The 16114-nt window shown below is 30.9% G+C and carries 14 protein-coding genes; 5 read left to right on the top strand and 9 right to left on the bottom strand.

Features of this window, described 5'->3' with window-relative positions:
* Positions 1-493 precede the first annotated feature (493 nt).
* The 3 genes from SJY43_RS04095 to SJY43_RS04085 are packed head-to-tail and all read left to right on the top strand — an operon-like array spanning position 494 to position 2365.
* Positions 494-928 carry an RpiB/LacA/LacB family sugar-phosphate isomerase gene (locus tag SJY43_RS04095; RefSeq protein WP_396602571.1) on the top strand — a complete coding sequence of 145 codons (435 nt, stop codon included), beginning with the start codon at positions 494-496 and terminating at the stop codon, positions 926-928.
* Between the two features lie 18 nt (positions 929-946).
* Positions 947-1864 carry a cation diffusion facilitator family transporter gene (locus SJY43_RS04090; RefSeq protein WP_396602570.1) on the top strand — a complete coding sequence of 306 codons (918 nt, stop codon included), beginning with the start codon at positions 947-949 and terminating at the stop codon, positions 1862-1864.
* A gap of 54 nt (positions 1865-1918) precedes the next feature.
* Positions 1919-2365 (top strand): GNAT family N-acetyltransferase, encoded by a 447-nt coding sequence (locus tag SJY43_RS04085; protein WP_396602569.1) that lies wholly within the window; start codon positions 1919-1921, stop codon positions 2363-2365.
* Here the strand turns inward: SJY43_RS04085 and SJY43_RS04080 are convergent.
* From SJY43_RS04080 to rnpA, 5 genes are all read right to left on the bottom strand, one after another.
* Positions 2362-3720: a T9SS type B sorting domain-containing protein gene (locus SJY43_RS04080; protein ID WP_396602568.1), complete on the bottom strand. Its 1359-nt coding sequence runs from the start codon at positions 3718-3720 to the stop codon at positions 2362-2364. The genes SJY43_RS04085 and SJY43_RS04080 overlap by 4 nt on opposite strands.
* 6 nt (positions 3721-3726) lie before the next feature.
* A complete protein-coding gene (locus tag SJY43_RS04075) occupies positions 3727-4593 on the bottom strand; it encodes an OmpA family protein (RefSeq protein WP_396602567.1) in 867 nt (288 codons plus the stop codon).
* Positions 4594-4703: 110 nt separating this feature from the next.
* Positions 4704-6338, bottom strand: a complete 1635-nt coding sequence (locus SJY43_RS04070) for a S41 family peptidase (protein WP_396602566.1) — start codon at positions 6336-6338, stop codon at positions 4704-4706.
* Positions 6335-7153, bottom strand: coding sequence for a DUF4349 domain-containing protein (locus tag SJY43_RS04065; protein ID WP_396602565.1), 819 nt, complete (start codon positions 7151-7153; stop codon positions 6335-6337). Before SJY43_RS04065 ends, SJY43_RS04070 begins: the two co-directional genes overlap by 4 nt.
* Before the next feature lie 11 nt (positions 7154-7164).
* Entirely contained in the window at positions 7165-7542 is a 378-nt protein-coding gene (gene rnpA, locus SJY43_RS04060) for a ribonuclease P protein component (RefSeq protein WP_396602564.1), read from the bottom strand.
* A 137-nt stretch (positions 7543-7679) separates the two neighbouring features.
* Between rnpA and SJY43_RS04055 the strand changes: the two genes are divergently transcribed.
* Complete coding sequence (locus SJY43_RS04055; protein WP_396602563.1) at positions 7680-9536, top strand: CBS domain-containing protein; 1857 nt, start codon at positions 7680-7682, stop codon at positions 9534-9536.
* Entirely contained in the window at positions 9533-10723 is a 1191-nt protein-coding gene (locus tag SJY43_RS04050; RefSeq protein ID WP_396602562.1) for a succinylglutamate desuccinylase/aspartoacylase family protein, read from the top strand. Before SJY43_RS04055 ends, SJY43_RS04050 begins: the two co-directional genes overlap by 4 nt.
* A 5-nt stretch (positions 10724-10728) precedes the next feature.
* Here SJY43_RS04050 and SJY43_RS04045 read toward each other — a convergent pair whose 3' ends face one another.
* From SJY43_RS04045 to SJY43_RS04030, 4 genes are all read right to left on the bottom strand, one after another.
* Positions 10729-11604 (bottom strand): sterol desaturase family protein, encoded by an 876-nt coding sequence (locus tag SJY43_RS04045; protein WP_396602561.1) that lies wholly within the window; start codon positions 11602-11604, stop codon positions 10729-10731.
* A gap of 107 nt (positions 11605-11711) precedes the next feature.
* Positions 11712-13520, bottom strand: a complete 1809-nt coding sequence (locus SJY43_RS04040; protein WP_396602560.1) for a M1 family metallopeptidase — start codon at positions 13518-13520, stop codon at positions 11712-11714.
* A gap of 73 nt (positions 13521-13593) precedes the next feature.
* A complete protein-coding gene (locus SJY43_RS04035) occupies positions 13594-15201 on the bottom strand; it encodes a S8 family peptidase (RefSeq protein ID WP_396602559.1) in 1608 nt (535 codons plus the stop codon).
* Positions 15202-15230: 29 nt separating this feature from the next.
* Positions 15231-16091: an MBL fold metallo-hydrolase gene (locus SJY43_RS04030; RefSeq protein ID WP_396602558.1), complete on the bottom strand. Its 861-nt coding sequence runs from the start codon at positions 16089-16091 to the stop codon at positions 15231-15233.
* Between the last annotated feature and the right edge of the window lie 23 nt (positions 16092-16114).

Below are 16114 nucleotides of genomic sequence, written 5' to 3'. Positions count from 1 at the left end.
ATTATAGTGTGTTAATAGCGGTATAACTTTTTTAATATTTATTTTGATATATATCTTATTGAATGTTGTTGATAGGAAATGAACATAAATTAATTACTTAACTCGTTTATATTTAAGCTATTTAATAAAGCTATTAACAATTGTTTAAAACTACTATTAACAACAATTTTTAATAAGTATTACTATTTTAGTAACTCACAACTATACATTCAGGTGCTTATAACTTAACCAAAAATTTACGTTAACTTATTTGCAGGTTAATTAAATGTTATGGATTGAAAAATTAACTGGATTTTCCTAGAAAAAGTTTTACCAAACTATGATTAGATATTAACAAGTAATCATTAATTACCTATCCACTTATTAACAGTAATTAGTAACCATATAATACATAGGAACATTAAATCTAAAAAAACTGAATAAGTATGCTGTATTAAGTTATTCATACTTATAAGTTATTATTAACTTTGAAGTTTAATATAATAATTGAATCATGACAATTTCAATAGGAAACGATCACGCAGGAACAGAATACAAATTTGCTATTAAAGCGTTATTAGAATCTAAAGGTATAACTGTTAATAATTACGGTACCGATACTAATGACAGTGCTGATTATTCAGATTTTGGACACCCTGTTGCTGTAGATGTTGAAACCAATAAAGCAGATTTTGGTATTTTAATTTGCGGGAGTGCAAATGGTGTAGCTATGACAGCTAATAAACACCAAAAAATACGTGCTGGTTTATGTTGGAATAATGAAATTGTAGAATTAGTAAGATTACATAATAATGCAAACATTTTATGTATTCCGGCAAGGTTTACAGCGATTCCTCAAGCTTTAAATATGGTTGAAACTTTTTTAAATACTGAGTTTGAAGGCGGAAGACACCAAAGAAGAATTGATAAAATTCCTTTATCGTGTTAATATATCTTTTTATATAAAATGGGACATCATCATGGTCATAATCACTCGCATGATCATGGCGACTTAAAAGGTCGCAATCTTTTTATATCTATTTTACTAAACATTATTATTACAGCTGCTCAAGTTGTTGGTGGCTTAATTTCTGGAAGTTTAGCATTATTAAGTGATGCATTGCATAATTTTAGCGATGTTATTTCGCTTATTATTAGTTATATAGCTAATAATTTAACAAAGAAAAAAGCCTCTTTTCAAAAAACATTTGGTTATAAACGTGCTGAAATTTTAGCTGCTTTTATAAATGCTGCAACCTTAATAGTTGTTGCTATATTATTGATTATTGAAGCTGTAAAACGGTATCAAAACCCACAAGAAATTGAATCTAATTTAGTTATTTGGCTTTCTGTTGTTGCTATTTTAGGTAATGGTTTTAGTGTGCTTTTACTTAAAAAAGATGCTCAAGCTAATATGAATATGAAAAGCGCATATCTTCATTTATTAACCGATATGATGGCGAGTGTAGCTGTTTTAATAGGTGGTTTATTAATGAAATATTATCAAGTTTATTGGGTAGATAGTGTGCTTACTTTTGCTATTGCCTTATACTTAATTTGGATGGGATTCGATTTATTAAAAGACTCTACTAAAGTACTTATGCTCTTTACACCAGACACGATTCCTATAAAAAAGATAGTTGAAGAAATTAATGCTTTTAAAACCGTTAAAAGTATTCATCATGTTCATGTTTGGCAGCTTAACGAAGATGAAGTTCATTTAGAAGCGCATATAGATTTTAATAAAGATATTACGCTCTCTCAATTTGATATTATTTTACATGACATAGAAGATTTGGTATTTAAAAAGTACGATATTAACCATGTAAATATTCAACCAGAGTTTGGTAAAGATGATGCTAAAGATATAATTGTACAAGATTGATTTCTAAAAAAAAGAAATTAATCGTTTGTTGTTTAGGTGTTTATTTGTTAGAAAATGATAGAAATTAAAGTAAAATCTTTTGAAGCACTCACTAAAAATGAATTGTATAATTTATTACAATTACGTAGTGAGGTATTTGTAGTAGAGCAAGATTGTGTGTATCAAGATTTAGATGGAAAAGATGAAAAAGCACTTCATGTTTTAGGGTTTAAAAACAATAACATAGTAGGGTATACACGTATTTTTAAACCAGGCGATTATTTTGAATTAGCAAGTATTGGTAGAGTAGTGGTTGCTAAAAATGAAAGAACACATAAATATGGTTTTGATATTATGAACGCTTCCGCGGAAGCGATAAAAACATATTTTAATGAAACAGATATAAAAATATCAGCTCAAGTCTACTTAAAAAAGTTTTATAATGCACTAGGTTATAAAGAAATAGGAGCGGAGTATCTTGAAGATGATATCCCGCATATAGCTATGATAAAAAAAAGTTAGCGTTTTAAAGCAAAAGACCCACGTAGAACTTCTCGTGTGTTTAAAATAATTTCGTACCAATAACTATCTGCGCTTAATGGCGAACCATTAAAAGTACCATCCCAAGTTGATGTTGTATTTGGTAAAAATTTTATAAGCTTACCATGTCGGTTATAAATTGAAATATTATTTACCAGGTTTAATCTGTCATAAATTTGCCAAACATCATTTATACCGTCATTATTTGGTGTAAAGAATTTAGGTATAAAATAATCTTCATTATTAATAAAAACAGTAAAAAAGCTTTCGTTGCTATTGCACGTGCTTTCGTTGTAAATATAAATGGTTTGAGAAGTTGTAATTACATCTCCAGTATTTAAAGGCATACCCATACCATTAGTTTCTGTAAAGTAATTACCATTAATAAGTGTTGGTAATGTATAACTTGTTCCAATTATATTCTCTAATGAATCAACAGGTATAAAATCACTACAATCGTCTGGAGCGTTTACATAATTTAAAAAACTAGTAGGAATCCAACTTGAATGATTTTCATTAATATCATCAACAACAACACAGTTTAAACCTGGATTATTATCAAAATCTATTAAAGTAACAGAAATATTATTTCCGTTTTTAATATTTAAAGCACAAAGTTGATTGTTGCTACAGTTTAAATGTGATAGATTATAACTTTGAGAAAGGTCTAGCTCGGTTAATTGATTATTAGAACATACTAAAACATCCAATCGGTCATTATTAGTAAGGTTTAAATTTGTTAATTGGTTTTGTTCACAATACAAAAAGGATAAATTTGGGATTGCGCTCACATCTAAATTAGATAATTGATTATTACCACATTGAAACCTATTTAAATTAATGTTATTAGAAACATCTATTGAAGTTATTTGATTTCGTTCGCATGTTAAAACATTTAAGTTTAGGTTATTAGAAACATCAATATTTGTTAAGTCATTATCTTCACAACGTAATGAAATTAAACTAGGGTTTTGAGTTACATTAAGAGCAGAAAGTTGATTGTTAAAACACCACAAAATTTGTAGGTTAACATTCGAACTTATATTAATAGTTGTTAATTGATTATCCTGAACAAAAAGTTGAGTTAAGCTTGTAAAATCTTCTATTCCTGTAAGATCTGATATTATTAAACCTGTAATACCAAAACTTAAATCTAAATCTGTAATACCACTAATATTTGCCGTTAATACATTATCATCTAAAGGCGCAGTATCAAGTCCTAAATCGATTAAGGCCTGTTCAAAATTATCATCTGGAATAAATGTGTTTTGAGAGAGGAGACTGTTAAAAGAAAGAAAACAGAAACTAATTATAATAAACTTAGTATTTGAGAGCATTGAAGTTTATTTAGCCTGGTCATTAGTATAGGTAATAAGTATTTCTACGCGTCTATCAAATTCTGGTTCGCCTCCTAACGGAAATTTACGTCGCATACCAACGTGTCGCATACGTTTTTTATCAATCCCTTTTTTAATAAAATAATCATAAACGTATTTAGCTCTAGCTTCAGATAAATTTCTTGTTTTAGTTTTTCTATTTACAGCATCTCGAGTATTTTGAGTACAACACACATGCCCTTGAATGGTAAAGTAAATATCTTCGCGTTCTAGTAGTGCATTTGCAATAGCCTCTAGTGTTTTTTTAGAACTTGACGTTACTGTTGGGTAACCCGTTTTAAATAATATATTTTTAAATAAAATTTTATCGCCTTTAGTACCTTCTTTTATTAGATCTACAACGCCTTTTTCTTTTTTAGGTTTAGGCGGTGTAGTATCAATTACCTTTTTAATAATTGGTTTAGGTGGTTTTGGTTTTACAATAATTTCAACCTTTCGGTTTAAACCTCTAATTTTTAATAGGTTTTCTTCTTCAATAATTTTAAGAAGTATTTCTCCTTTACCATCAACATTGGTTATTAAAGTTTCACTTATTTCGTTATTAGCAAAAATAGCTTTAATCGCATCTGCCCGTTGTTGAGATAGCATTAGATTATAAGTATCTGCACCTCTATCATCACAAAAACCAAATATTGAAATAGACTCAATATCAATATCATTTAATGTAGAAATGAATAATAATAAACGGTTTTTTTCTGTGTTTGGAACGTCGTATTTATCGGTATCAAAATAAACTTCTTGTGTTAATTCTTTTTGAGAAAAAGCAAAAACACTACAGAGAGAAAATAATATTAATACAAATAATTTATTCATAAATGGACTTAGAATAGGTTATAAATATACTGTTTTTAATATAAAAACATGCCACAAGTCAATATGAATGGGGTTTTGTGTCAATTAGTAATATAATAAAAATCAAGTATTTATTTTAAATAATTTTGATATGTTGATGGGTTGTTAAGTATCTCGGTTGCTTTTTTTATTTCGGTATCATGCACTTCTAAATACTCATACAAGCCTTCTCTATATACATAACGTTTAACGATATCTTTGGTTAATAATTCTAATAAAAAGTCTTTATTTTCATCAACAACTTGACTTTTAGACGTGTTTAAATTAGAAATTAAGGTATTATAATCATTTTCAATATTGTCGTTTAACTCTTCTTTTTTTGCAGTTTCAAAGGCTTTTTTAAGTGCTTTTTCGGTGTCTGTTTCAAAAGAAAAATTATTCGTTTTTAGATAGTTTTTAAAATCTAAAAAGTCTTTATCAGTAAGACTTAAAGTATTAATATCATTAAATGTGTGATTGTAATAATAATGGGTTGCAAAGTCAAAAATTAAATCATTTTGCACAATAGCATTAGTAATTGGTGAAGTTTTGCTGGATCCCACTTGTACATCTGGAAATACGCCTCCGCCATCAAAAACCTGTCTTCCATTTTTAGTTTTAAAAGCGTTGTAGTTTTCTTGTTTTACTTTAACAGCTTCTCCTTTTTCATTTCTATTCCAATAATCTAAAGCTTGTATACATCGTCCTGATGGTGTATAGTATCTTGAAATGGTAATTTTAACTTGTGTACCATACGTTAATAGTTTAGGACGTTGTACTAAGCCTTTTCCAAAACTTCTTGACCCAACAATTACGGCTCGATCTAAATCTTGCAGCGCTCCAGAAACAATTTCACTTGCAGATGCGCTATTACCATCTAAAAGAATTACTAATGGTATTTCTGTATCAATAGGGTCGTTTTTAGTTATGTAAGTTCGGTTATATTTTTTTACTTTCGATTTTGTAGTTACTACCAATTGGCCTTTTGGCACAAAAAGATTTACAATTTTAATAGCTTCATTTACTAACCCACCAGGATTTCCGCGTAAATCTAAAATAATACGTTCTGCACCTTGCGCTTTTAAATCACGTAAAGCATAATTAGTTTCGGCATGTGCCTTTTTACTAAATTTACTTAAAACAATATAACCTGTTTTATCATCTATTAATGAGAAATGCGGTACGGCTTTAATTTCTACTTCTGCACGTTTTATGGTTGCAGTTTCAGTTTTTCCTTGGCGCTTATAGGTTACTTCAACCGAAGATCCAGAAATTCCTCTTAATAAATCGCCTGCGTTATCTTCATAGTCTTCTATTAAAACGGTTCCCACTTTTATAATTTCATCACCTGCTTTTAAACCCGCTTTGTCTGCCGGATAATCTTTATAAGGCTCAACAACAATAAGTTTTTCTTTTAAGGTTTTTATTCTTGCACCAATACCTGTATAATCACCAGTATTATTAATTCTAGCAGCCTCAACATCCTGTTCGTTCATAAAGTTGGTGTATGGATCTAAATCTGCTAACATACTTTTTATGGCAGTATCCATTAAATCTCCTGGATTGGTTTCATCCACATAATTCATGTTTAATTCTTTAAACAATGTGGTGAAGATTTCTATTTGTTTTGCGATTTCAAAAAAATCATTTTTAAAAGCTGTTGTTGATAAGAAGACAACACACGCAAGTATTGGAATTATGATTTTCTTTTTAAGTATGTTTTTCATTTTTTCATTTTTTTAATCCATCTTTTAACAAGTAGCCCAGCAATAACTAGCAATAATAGAAAAGGCCAAATATGTAATAAACCTAAGAAGAATATAGAAATACCATTAAACCCAGATTTTATAGCGTTCCACATTTTAGTTCCGTAAGATGTTGTAACTGGTGTTTCTGAGGTTAGTTTATAAAACTCAACATCAATAGTGCTTAAAGACACTTTGTTTTGAAGGTATTTTAATCGTCCTTGTTTAGCTTCAATTTCTTCTCTTATATTAGATAATTCACGTTCTATTTCAAGCATTTCCTTAACTGTTTTTGCTTTAGAAAGGAGTTCTAAATAACGTTTTTCTAAAGTTAGTTTAGCTTTTAAGCGCGCTTCTAAATCTATAAATTCTTCAGTAACATCTTTAGCAGAAATACGCTTAGTATCAAAATATGCAACATCTTTCACAACCGCATCTATGGTCTTTTGAAAGTTATTCGTAGGTATTCTAATAATTAAATGCCTTGTAATGGTATTGTATGATTTGTTTGAATTATCATCTTGAATAAAACCTTTGTTATCTTGAATTGCTTTTTTGATTTGAAAATAGGTTTTATCTAAATCTTGCGTTTCAAATTTTAAGTAAGAGGTTTTAATTATTTTTTGCTCTATGTCTTCTTTAGCAATTGGAGCACCATAAGCTTTGTAATTATTGGAATCAACAACTTCAGTTTCATAATCCATAGCTGGAGATTCAGCATAATCAATGGATTCTCCTTTTGGAGAAGCACACATTAATGGCAAAAGAAGCACTAAAGCATAAGAAAGTAGTTTCATAGTAAGGGCGTTTAAGATTCAGAAATTTTATTAGAAAACTTTTCAAACAAAATTTTCATTTTAGTTTCAACTTGGGCAAATGTAGGTTTGTCTTTACCAATGTACAAAATCATAAACGCATGTTGCGTTGTTAAATTGTTAAAATAGCTGGCTTTATTTAATCGGTAAGACTCTCTAAGCAAACGCTTTATTCGGTTTCTGTCTACTGCAGTTTTAAAGTTTCTTTTACTAACAGACACTCCGGTTTTGGTTATAACATCATCTGCAAAATCTGTACCTAAATACACGAGTCGTAAAGGAAAAGCAGAAACCGATTGCCCTTCTGTAAACAATTGGTCAATAAGCTTTTTACTTTTAAGCTTTTCTTTTTTTGGATAGGTTGCAGACATAAACAGATTTATGCTTACAAAAATAGGAATAACAATTAACACCAAGCGAAATAAGACCTTTCATGACAAAAATCATTTTTAAAATGCCTGAAGTAGAGTAATTTAAACCATTGAAAACCAACTTAAACCGAACTGTTATGGGAGATTTAAATGTTTCTAAACTTAAAACCAAAAAAGACAAAGCTAATTTTATACATCATTTATTAAATGATATTGAAGCTTTGGACCTCATGATTGAAAATAACATGATTGAAGAAAATGCTTTACGAATTGGTGCAGAGCAAGAATTTTGTTTGGTTAATAATCAATTTTTACCTGAAAGTAAATCCTTAGAGTTGTTAGAGGACATTAACGACGATCATTTTACAACAGAAATAGGCAATTATAATTTAGAGCTTAATCTAGATCCTCTTAAACTTGATGCAGATTGTTTTTCTAAACTTCATAAACAATTAGACACCTATTTGATTAAAGCTAAAAAGGTGGCGGCAAAAAAAGATATTAAAATCATACTTACCGGTATTTTACCATCATTATCTATTAATAATGTGGGCGAAGAAAATATGACAGATGTTGAGCGTTATTTATTTTTAAATGATGCTATTAAGCAAAGGCGAAGAAAAAGTTTTGATATTAACATAAAGGGCGTAGACGAGCTTAATTTATTGCACGATTCTGTTATGTTAGAGGGTTGTAATACAAGTTTTCAGATGCATTTGCAACTTAGTCCAAAAGATTTTGTTGATAATTACAATTGGGCACAAGCTATTGCGGGGCCTGTTTTAAGCGCATGTACTAATTCTCCTTTATTATTTGGAAAAGAATTGTGGAGCGAAACCAGGATAGCTCTATTTACGCAGAGTATTGACACCAGGGTTAATTCTTATTTATTAAATGAAAAACAGTCTAGAGTTAGTTTTGGTAGCGATTGGGAAAAAGGAACTATAACAGATATTTTTAAAAACAATATATCTCGGTTTAGAAGTTTTTTAACTACACATTTTACACGTAATAGTGTAGATATGATTAAAAATAACGAAACACCAAAACTTAGGGCTTTACAGTTGCACAATGGCACGGTATACCCTTGGAATAGGGTTTGTTATGGTGTTTTGGATGGAAAGCCAAATTTAAGAATTGAAAATAGATATATTCCTTCTGGTCCCACAACTAAAGATGAAATTGCTAACATGATGTTTTGGGTTGGCATAATGATGGGAAAACCTAAAGCATTTAAAAATATCCATAAGCAATGGGATTTTAAAGATGTAAAAACAAACTTTTTTAATGCAGCACGTTATGGTATAGCTACACAGTTTTGTTGGAATGGTAAGTATATATCAAGTCACGATCTTATTTTAAATGAACTTTTACCTATGGCATATAAAGGACTTTATCGTGTTGGAATAACTCCTAAAGATGCAGAATATTATTTAAAAATAATTAAAGATAGGGTAGTTGGAATTAGCGGTTCAGAGTGGTTAGTTAGAAATTATAGAGCATTATTAAAATCGCACAAACGTTATGAGGCGATACAGATACTAACAGCTAATATGTACACTAAACAAGAACAAGGTTACCCTGTTTCTGTATGGGGCATGATAAATAATACAAGTAAACCCCTTTTTAAGGTAAAGCGTGTGGTAAAGCATATTATGAGTTCAGACATTTTCTCGGTCGATAAAAAAGATAGTATTGATTTAGTAATCCATATTATGAAGTGGAAAAATATTCATCATATGCCCGTAATAAATAATAATCATGAATTATTAGGTTTAATTAGTTGGACTGATGTTGAAACGTATTTAGATCAACCTATAAAAAAAGAAAATAATGTTGGATTATTAATGACTACAGATATTGTTACTGTTGAAGAATACACACCTATAGAAACTGCAAAAAAATTAATGGAAACTCACGCCATTGGTAGTCTTCCTGTTGTTAAAAACAATATATTAATTGGTTTGGTTACAAAAAACGACTTTACTGTATGATAGAAGTATATAATAAAGCACTTGATAGCAGAATAAAAATAGATAGAATATTAGGCAAAATTGAAGGCACTAAACCAGGACCCACCGTCGTATTTTTTGGCGGTATACATGGTAATGAAACTTCCGGGGTTTTTGCTATTAAAGATGCTTTGGCTGGTATTAATTCTACTTTTGTTAAAGGCACTATTTATGGCGTTGCAGGTAATTTAAACGCACTACAAGCACACAAACGCTATGTTAAAGATGATTTGAATAGGCTTTGGACTAAAAAGCAAATTAAAAATATAGAAGACAAGACTATTTTAAATGAAGATGAGGCAGAATTATTAGAATTGAATGTTGTTTTAAACAAGATTTTACAAACCAATCAGCCGCCATTTTACTTTGTAGACCTACACACTACTTCTAGTAAAACACTCCCATTTATTACCATTAATGATGCTTTAATTAATCGAAAATTCTCAGAACAATTTCCTGTGCCTATAGTTTTAGGGATTGAAGAATATTTAAATGGTCCATTATTAAGCTATGTAAATCAATTAGGATATGTCTCTTTGGGGTTTGAATCTGGGCAGCATGATGATTTTTCAGCCATCACGAATAGTATTGCTTTTGTGTATTTGGCACTCGTTTATTCTGGAGTTTTAAAAGAAGAAGCCGTTATTGGTTTTTCAAAATATCAAGAACAATTAAAGCAGCATGCTAATCATATAAATGATGTTTTTGAAGTGGTTTATCTCCATAAGATTTTAAAAGATGATCAATTTAAAATGCACAATGGTTTTAAAAGTTTCGAACATATAAAAAAAGGAACAAAACTAGCAGTAAGTAATACTATCGAAATTACAGCACCTACCAAGGGCAGTATTTTTATGCCTTTATATCAAAAACGTGGCGCTGAAGGTTTTTTTATTATAAAACCTATAAAGCCATTTTTTTTAAAATTATCGGCTATTTTAAGACGTATAAAAACAGATACTTTATTAGTTTGGTTACCAGGAGTATCTTGGGTTAATAAAACCGAAGGTGTTTTACAAGTAAATTTAACTGTGGCAAAGTTTTTGGCAAAACCATTATTTCATCTATTAGGTTATAGAAACAGACAAATAACTAGTACACATTTAAGGTTAAATAACCGAGAGCGTATTGCCAAAACTGAAATTTATAAAAGGGAGCCGTGGTATTAAGGCCATCAATGTTGTTCCTTTTTAAACCCATAAGTGTTTTGTCCAATAAAACCTTTTGGGAACTTATCATCCCCTTTAAACCCAATTTCTATAGTTCCGCTATCTTCAGGAATATAATTGGTTTTAAAAATGTAGTCCCAAAGACTTAAACTAATTCCATAATTTACACCGTTTTTACCTTTTGGTAGAACATAAGCATGATGATATAAATGCATAACAGGGTTATTGAAAATATACTTTAATGGCCCCCAAGTAATTTTTATATTAGAATGGTTAAAGTGTCCAATAGCAATAGCTATAAAATGAACAATATAAGCTTGTTCTGGTTCAAAACCACCTAATAGCATTACACCAAATGTTTTAAGGGGTTTGTAAAAAACATTTTCCATCCAATGGTATCTTAAATGTGCCGCAAAGCCCATTTCTTTAACACTATGGTGTACTTTATGAAACTTCCATAAAAACCCATATTTATGTAATAATACATGTGTAAACCATTGTACAAAATCAAGAAGAATAAAAAACACCAATAATTGCAACCAAGGCATCCATTCTGAGATATCAAAAATAGCTATGCTTTTTGCTGTTATATTTAGTTCGCCAAAAAGCAACCCTAAAACTTTGTAGAAACCACTAATTACTATGGAGAATATGAAAAAATTAAAAAACATATAAAACCCATCTAACCAGAAATCTTTTCTAAAAACAGATTGTTCTTTTCGCCACGGAAAGATTATTTCCAAAACCCATACAAAAAGTGAGATGGCAATAAGTCCATAAAAATAATTTGTATACCATGGTACCTCAAATATTATAGATTTCCATGTCCAATTTAATGTGCCTTGAAAGGCATTTATAAATGCGTCTATATACTTTTCCATTTCTATTTAGTGTTAAACGAATTTAGTTCCTTTCATAAAGTTAAAAATATAAACCAAAAAACCACTTTATTAAAAATAAAGTGGCTTTTTTATTTTTGAAATTAAGTTTACTTCTTATTATTCTCCTTATCAATATCCGCCATAAATTCTCTTGGGTCTATATGAACAGATTTTATAGCTTTTGAAGTCTCAAAAGTATAGGTAGGATACGCCCAAGCCCAATCTTTAATAATTGTTGCTGAGGTTGGTTTTTCGCCACGCATCATTTGTAATGGGATATAAAAATCCTCAGTTGCATTATCAGTATAAGTTACCGTAACATCAATTGGCATTGGCATTACGCCAATACGCTCTAAAGTAATAGATTTATTATCAACAGATTTTACAGCATAATCAATAGTGTTTGTAGTTTGCGCAAAATCTATTAAATACCAATCTAATTCTAGGCCAGATATTTTTTCAGCAGTTCTAATAATATCAAAAGGCTTTGGATGCTTAAAGGCAAAGTCTTCGAAGTATTTTTTAATTGTTTTTTTAAGGTTGTCTTCACCAATAATATAGCCTAATTGAGACATAAATACGGCTCCTTTACTGTACGCCGAAATACCATAAGATTGATTAAAAGAATAGCGATCTGCATGTGTAGTAAGCGGTTGCTCTTTTCCAGATTTTGCTAAGTAATAATAGCCTTTATATGAGTTCTCGTTTGGGTTAGCTTTACCTTCTTTAAAAATATCGTTCATAGCCCAGTTGCTTATGTAGGTTGTAAAACCTTCATCCATCCACTCGTGTCTTGCTTCATTGGAAGCTAATAAAAACTGAAACCAAGTATGTGCCATTTCATGAGCCGTAACACCAACTAAACTTCCAAAACTACGATCACCAGTAATTAGCGTACACATGGCATATTCCATGCCGCCATCACCTCCTTGAAGAACAGAATACTGGTTGTAAGGGTACTTACCAATATGTTCTGAGTAATACTGCATTAATTCTACAGTTTTAGATTGCATTTTTTTCCAGTTTGCTTTCTTCTCAGCATCTAAAGTGCTTTTGTAATAGAAATTCAAAAGCGGTCCGTTAGGTACTTGCTTCGTATCATGAGTATAATCTGGATCTGCAGCCCAAGTAAAATCATGTACATTTGGCGCTTTAAAATGAAGTGTTTTTTTATTGCCTTCAACTTTAGGGGTGTCTTGTAAATAACCAGTTCCGCCAACTACATAATTTTTATCGATGGTTAGTTTTACATCAAAATTACCCCATACACTATGAAATTCACGACCTATATATGGATCTGCGTGCCAACCTTCAAAATCGTATTCTGCTAATTTTGGGTACCATTGCGTCATTGAAAGCGCAACGCCTTCTTTGTTATTTCTACCAGAACGACGAATTTGTACTGGTACTTGAGCATCAAAATCCATATTAAAAGTTACGCTTTCTCCTGGTTGAATAGGTTTAGCTAATTCTACCTCTAAAACAGTACCAACAGTTTCATGGTTTAGGTTTACACCGTTTTGTTTAAGAGCATTTACTTTTATATATCCAATTTCATTAGGCTTAAGTTTACTTATTCTATCACCAACTCTACTATCTGGATCTGCAATGGTGCGAGAACGCACATCCATTTCACTACCTGGCTGAAACGCATTAAAGTATAAATGATAAAAAACTTTATTTAATACATCGGGTGAATTATTGGTATACACTAATTCTTGTTTTCCTATGTATTGATAGGTGTTTACATTCATATTAATGTCCATCTTGTAATCTACATGCTGTTGCCAATAGCTAGATGATGGAGCATTAGAAGGACTAGTGGGTGTTTGAGGTGTTGAAACTACAACATCTTTTTGGCTATTGCAGGACAGTAATAGTGAAACACTTAAGATTGAAATAAAAAAACGATTCATAAAGGCTAGAATTAAAAAAGGTTGTTTTAATGACATTAAAGTACACCAAAACAACCTTTATAGTATTAAAATATTATTTAGACATTTTATCTGCCATAATTAATGCATTGTATGCATTTACCATTTTTGCAGATTTACTTAAATCTGCAAAGGGTCTAATATCTTCTGAGTTTCCGCCTACAATAACTTTAGTATTGATGGCTAAACCAGAATCCATAATAATTTGTTTTACTTGAGCACCACTTAAATTAGGATAATAAGAACGAATTAAAGCTGCAACACCAGCAACAGCAGGAGCAGCCATAGATGTTCCTCCTTTGGTTTGATAATCGTTTTCTGGAGTTGTAGAATAAACACTAGCTCCAGGTGCAAATACATCTACATTTTGTTTTCCGTAGTTAGAAAAACCAGCAACCATACTCGATCCGTATTTTGGAGCCAAAGCACCAACTCTTATATAAGTGTTAGAAACTTCTTTTCCATTAACATTATCATCTGGGTAATTAGGTTCTGTATCTACATTTTTGCTATCATTTCCAGCTGCGTGTACAAAAACTACATCTTTTTCCGAAGCATAAGCAATAGCATCGCGAACCCAATCACTATGTGTTGAGTAGCTTTTACCAAAACTTCCGTTTATAATAGTTGCCCCATTATCAACCGCATAACGGATTGCTAGCGCAACATCTTTATCGTATTCATCGCCATTAGGTACGGTTCTTACACTCATTATTTCAACGTTGTTTGCAACACCGTTTGCGCCTTTTCCGTTATTACGTTCGGCTGCAATAATTCCGGCAACGTGTGTACCATGACTTTCACTTATCTTAACTGGTTTTACATTAGCATTGCCATAATATTTTGTAGACATATCGTCTGGGTTATCCCCAGTTACACGCCCTTTTAACTCTTTGTTTAGGTTATAATTTAAACGATCGTTAATACTCTCCAAACCATTTCCAATTTCTTTTTTAGCATCGGCCATAGACTCCATACCATTACTAAACATATAATTGGCAATTTGCTGAGCTTGAGCTAAACCTTCATCTTCGGTTTTAATCGCGCTTACTTCCTTTTTTGTATAATCGGTTTTACCAAAGTGCTTTGTTAAAGCTTCGTCAGCAGTTTTAATTTGCTGAAAAATTTGTTCATATTGTGTTTTTCTACCTAACCATTTTTGGTACTCAACATCATATTCGGCTTTAGCATTTGCATAATTTGGATGACTTGTGTTATTAGTAGCTAAAATTCTAACAAATTCTAATTGTTCATCATATCCATCACCTAAAAAATTCCATCCGTGAATATCATCGACATAACCATTATTATCATCGTCTTTTCCGTTGTTTGGAATTTCATCTGTATTGGTCCAAATGACGTCGTTTAAATCTTCATGATCTATATCAATTCCAGAATCAATAACAGCTACAATTACTTTTTGACCTTTTTTATTTTTAATGACTTCGGCGTAAGCTTTATCAACACTCATTCCAGGAATGGTATCTTTTACTAAGTCTAAATGTCCCCAATTGTGTTTTTCAGCTTCGGTAAGTTCAGATACTTTTAATGGAGACGTATCAATGTTTTCAACAGGCGTTGATAAAACAGCCGCTGTACCGCCACAGCCAGACATTAAGACTGCTAAAAAAGCAGATGTTGCTATTAATTTAATTGTTTTCATAATATTATTTGAATTAGTCATTTATAAATTTATTTGAATATATCTTGAGTGGTATAAACGTCCTTTAAACGTACACCTTTTTCAGTTTGTTGAACAGTTATAATTTCATTATGTGCGTCATGTTCTAAAAATAAATAGAAATTATGTTTTGCTGCCATATTTAAAAAGCCTTCTTTTTCATCTAGCGTTAATAATGGTCTTGTATCATATCCCATAACGTAAGGAAGTGGCAAATGCCCAACGGTTGGCAATAAATCTGCCATAAAAGCAATGGTTTTATCTTTATATTTAATTAACGGAATCATTTGTTTGTCTGTATGTCCATCAGCAAAAAAAATATCGAAACCTAATGCCGAATTTTCAAGGATATTACCTTTAGGAAGTGATGTGAATTTTAGTTGGCCACTTTCTTCCATTGGGATTATGTTTTCTTTTAAAAATGATGCTTGTTCTCTTTTGTTTGGTTCTGTTGCCCATTTCCAATGATCTTGATTACTCCAAAAATGTGCGTTTTTAAATGCAGGCTCCAAACGTGTTCTGTCTTTATTCCATTGAATACTACCGCCACAATGATCAAAATGCAGGTGCGTCATAAACACATCGGTAATATCGTCTCGATGAAACCCAAACGATTTAAGAGATTTATCTAAGCTAAAATCACCCCAAAGATTGTAATAACCGTAAAATTTATCAGATTGTTTGTTGCCCATACCATTATCTATTAATATAAGGCGATTGCCGTCTTCTATAAGTAAACAACGCGAAGCAATATCAATCATATTGTTAGCATCAGCAGGATTAGTTCGTTCCCATAATTTTTTTGGAACAACACCAAACATAGCGCCACCATCTAGCTTTAAATTACCGGCGTTTATTGGGTATAAATTCATAGAATTGTAAAATTAAGAAATCT

This window comes from Algibacter sp. R77976, from assembly GCF_044594645.1.
Lineage (GTDB): Bacteria > Bacteroidota > Bacteroidia > Flavobacteriales > Flavobacteriaceae > Algibacter_B.
Note: the sequence above shows the minus strand (reverse complement) of the source record. Positions and strands in the feature narration are given on the sequence as shown.

What these genes read in the sequence shown, in the direction of transcription:
- SJY43_RS04035 (WP_396602559.1), bottom strand. Translation starts at nt 15,201, where the DNA reads ATGAAAACAATTAAATTAATAGCAACATCTGCTTTTTTAGCAGTCTTA.
- SJY43_RS04095 (WP_396602571.1), top strand. Translation starts at nt 494, where the DNA reads ATGACAATTTCAATAGGAAACGATCACGCAGGAACAGAATACAAATTT.
- rnpA (WP_396602564.1), bottom strand. Translation starts at nt 7,542, where the DNA reads ATGTCTGCAACCTATCCAAAAAAAGAAAAGCTTAAAAGTAAAAAGCTT.
- SJY43_RS04090 (WP_396602570.1), top strand. Translation starts at nt 947, where the DNA reads ATGGGACATCATCATGGTCATAATCACTCGCATGATCATGGCGACTTA.
- SJY43_RS04075 (WP_396602567.1), bottom strand. Translation starts at nt 4,593, where the DNA reads ATGAATAAATTATTTGTATTAATATTATTTTCTCTCTGTAGTGTTTTT.
- SJY43_RS04040 (WP_396602560.1), bottom strand. Translation starts at nt 13,520, where the DNA reads ATGAATCGTTTTTTTATTTCAATCTTAAGTGTTTCACTATTACTGTCC.
- SJY43_RS04045 (WP_396602561.1), bottom strand. Translation starts at nt 11,604, where the DNA reads ATGGAAAAGTATATAGACGCATTTATAAATGCCTTTCAAGGCACATTA.
- SJY43_RS04085 (WP_396602569.1), top strand. Translation starts at nt 1,919, where the DNA reads ATGATAGAAATTAAAGTAAAATCTTTTGAAGCACTCACTAAAAATGAA.
- SJY43_RS04030 (WP_396602558.1), bottom strand. Translation starts at nt 16,091, where the DNA reads ATGAATTTATACCCAATAAACGCCGGTAATTTAAAGCTAGATGGTGGC.
- SJY43_RS04065 (WP_396602565.1), bottom strand. Translation starts at nt 7,153, where the DNA reads ATGAAACTACTTTCTTATGCTTTAGTGCTTCTTTTGCCATTAATGTGT.
- SJY43_RS04070 (WP_396602566.1), bottom strand. Translation starts at nt 6,338, where the DNA reads ATGAAAAACATACTTAAAAAGAAAATCATAATTCCAATACTTGCGTGT.
- SJY43_RS04080 (WP_396602568.1), bottom strand. Translation starts at nt 3,720, where the DNA reads ATGCTCTCAAATACTAAGTTTATTATAATTAGTTTCTGTTTTCTTTCT.
- SJY43_RS04050 (WP_396602562.1), top strand. Translation starts at nt 9,533, where the DNA reads ATGATAGAAGTATATAATAAAGCACTTGATAGCAGAATAAAAATAGAT.
- SJY43_RS04055 (WP_396602563.1), top strand. Translation starts at nt 7,680, where the DNA reads ATGGGAGATTTAAATGTTTCTAAACTTAAAACCAAAAAAGACAAAGCT.